Below are 2,593 nucleotides of genomic sequence, written 5' to 3'. Positions count from 1 at the left end.
CCGTTGATCACCCGTCGATGACTGGCCCACCGGCCGCCCTGCCGCCCGTTCGCCGGCAGGTGCGGCTTCAGCCGGTCCCACTCGTCCTTGCTCAGCTCTCCCCGCCCCATGACCAGTACAACGAGCCGATCATGCGACGGTCACAAGATCCGCCGTACAGAACCTAGTACGGTGGGCGACAGGGACGGGGATCTTCGACACCGACGAACGGGAGCGGGCCCGATGAGCGGCGAGGTGCAGGACTTCCAGGACGGCTGGGCCGGGCGGATCGTGCTGAACCGGCCGAGGGCGCTCAACTCCCTCACCCACGGCATGATCACCGCCGTCCGGGAGGCGGTGGACGCCTGGACCGCGGACGACACCGTGCGCACCATCGTCCTGACCGGAGCCGGCGAACGCGGCCTCTGCGCCGGCGCCGACATCCGGGCCATGCACGACGACGCCAAGGCGGGCGGCGCCGGCGCCCGGGCGTTCTTCCGCGACGAGTACCGGCTCAACGCCCTCATCGCCCGCTGCCCCAAGCCGTACGTCGCGGTCATGGACGGCATCACGATGGGCGGCGGCGTCGGCCTCTCCGCCCACGGCTCGGTCCGCATCGTCACCGAGCGCTCCGTCATCGCCATGCCCGAGACCCGGATCGGCCTCGTGCCGGACGTCGGCGGAAGTCGCCTGTTGGCCCACGCCCCGGGCGAGTTGGGCACCCATCTCGGCCTCACCTCCGCGTCGATGGGCCCCGGGGATGCCCTCCTGTGCGGCTTCGCGGACCACTTCGTCCCGTCCGCGAAGATCCCGGCCCTGCTCTCCGCCCTCGCGGCGGCCCCGGACGCGGACGCCGTGACCGCCGTGGTCGTCGCCGCCGCCGAAGCGGCGCCGCTCGCCGGCCTCGCGGCCCAGCGCGAGTGGATCGACACCTGCTACGCCGCCGACACGGCCGAGGAGATCGTCGAACGCCTCCTCGACTCCGGGGTGCCCGAGGCGAAGGAGGCCGCCGAACTGGTCCTCGCCAACTCGCCGACCGCCGTCAAGACCACCCTCGCCGCACTGCGCCGGGCCCGGCCGCTGCCGTCGCTGGAGGCAGTGCTCGACCAGGAGTACCGCATCTCCTGTGCGGCGCTGGACAGTCACGACCTGGTCGAGGGCATCCGCGCCCAGGTGATCGACAAGGACCGCAACCCGCGCTGGTCCCCCGCCACGCTCGCCGAGGTGACGGAGGCCGACGTGGCCCGCCACTTCGCCCCGCGCGAGGGCGACGAGCTCGGCCTGGCCTGACCCGCGCGCCCTCCGCGCACCGCTCGGCCGCGGGCCGGACCCGTGACGACTGTCTCGCATGCCAAGACTGGCGCGAGGCGGGGCGCTTCGTAGATCGTTGGGTGGTCAGGGCGCGCCCGTGCGGCGCCGAGCAGCGGAATGGGAGTCGACGGCGATGACCGAGACCGAGACCTACGAGACGATCCTGGTCGAGCGCAAGGGCCGGGTGGGGCTGATCACGCTCAACCGTCCGAAGGCGCTCAACGCGCTGAACACGCAGCTGATGAACGAGGTCGTCGAGGCCGCGACGCGGTTCGACCGGGACCCGGAGATCGGCTGTCTGGTGATCACCGGGTCGGAGAAGGCCTTCGCGGCGGGCGCCGACATCAAGGAGATGCAGGGCAACCAGTTCCCGGACGTCTACCTGGACGACTGGCTGGGCCCGTGGGACCGGCTCGGCCAGCTGCGCAAGCCGGTCGTCGCGGCGGTGGCGGGCTTCGCGCTCGGCGGCGGCTGCGAGCTGGCCATGCTGTGCGACATCCTGCTGGCCGCCGACACCGCGAAGTTCGGGCAGCCGGAGATCAAGCTCGGCGTCATCCCCGGCATCGGCGGCTCGCAGCGGCTGACCCGGGCGGTCGGCAAGGCGAAGGCGATGGAGCTGTGCCTGACCGGCCGGATGATGGGCGCCGAGGAGGCCGAGCGCGCCGGCCTGGTCTCCCGGATCGTCCCGGCCGACCAGCTGCTGGCCGAGGCGCTGGCCACGGCCGAGACCGTCGCGGCGATGTCCGCCCCGGCCGCGATCATGATGAAGGAGAGCGTCAACCGCGCCTTCGAGACCACGCTGGCGGAGGGCGTCCGTTTCGAGCGGCGCCTGTTCCACGCCGCGTTCGCGACCGCGGACCAGAAGGAGGGCATGAACGCCTTCGCCGAGAAGCGGCCGGCCGCGTTCATCAACCGCTGAGCACGGACCGCGCACCCGGGGTAGGACGACAAACGCCTGACGGGTGACAGATGACGAGTGACAGATGACGGCGAACAGATAACAGATGATGAAATCTGTCATCTGTTATCTGTTCGCCGACTCCCGTCAGCCCTCCTCCGCCAGCACCGTGTTGAGCCGGGCGAACCCGCTGCGGGTCGCGGCGACGACGATCTGGTCGCCCGGGCCGAGGCGGCGGGTGCGGTCGGCGTAGTTCCACTGCAGGTGCGGACTGCGGGCGAGCCGGGCGGGGCGGCCCCCGCCCCCCCCCCCGCGCCCCCGGGGCGGGGGGCGCGGGGGGGGGGGGAAAGCACCGCGGACGACCCGACCCCACACAGCGACAGCACACCCAAGACAGGACACCCC

Annotated in this window: 2 protein-coding genes; both read left to right on the top strand. The window is 72.3% G+C overall.

From position 1 onward, the window contains the following. Positions 1–222 precede the first annotated feature (222 nt). On the top strand, positions 223–1,269 hold the full coding sequence (locus tag ACFV4G_RS04130; protein ID WP_380436225.1) for an enoyl-CoA hydratase/isomerase family protein: 1,047 nt from the start codon (positions 223–225) through the stop codon (positions 1,267–1,269). Positions 1,270–1,423: 154 nt separating this feature from the next. After that, positions 1,424–2,209: an enoyl-CoA hydratase gene (locus tag ACFV4G_RS04125; RefSeq protein ID WP_329930762.1), complete on the top strand. Its 786-nt coding sequence runs from the start codon at positions 1,424–1,426 to the stop codon at positions 2,207–2,209. Positions 2,210–2,593 lie beyond the last annotated feature (384 nt).

The organism is Kitasatospora sp. NPDC059747 (genome assembly GCF_042732955.1).
Lineage (GTDB): Bacteria > Actinomycetota > Actinomycetes > Streptomycetales > Streptomycetaceae > Kitasatospora.
The sequence above is the reverse complement of the archived record's forward strand: the minus strand, read 5'-3'. Positions and strand labels throughout refer to the sequence as shown.

What these genes read in the sequence shown, in the direction of transcription:
- ACFV4G_RS04130 (WP_380436225.1), top strand. Translation starts at nt 223, where the DNA reads ATGAGCGGCGAGGTGCAGGACTTCCAGGACGGCTGGGCCGGGCGGATC.
- ACFV4G_RS04125 (WP_329930762.1), top strand. Translation starts at nt 1,424, where the DNA reads ATGACCGAGACCGAGACCTACGAGACGATCCTGGTCGAGCGCAAGGGC.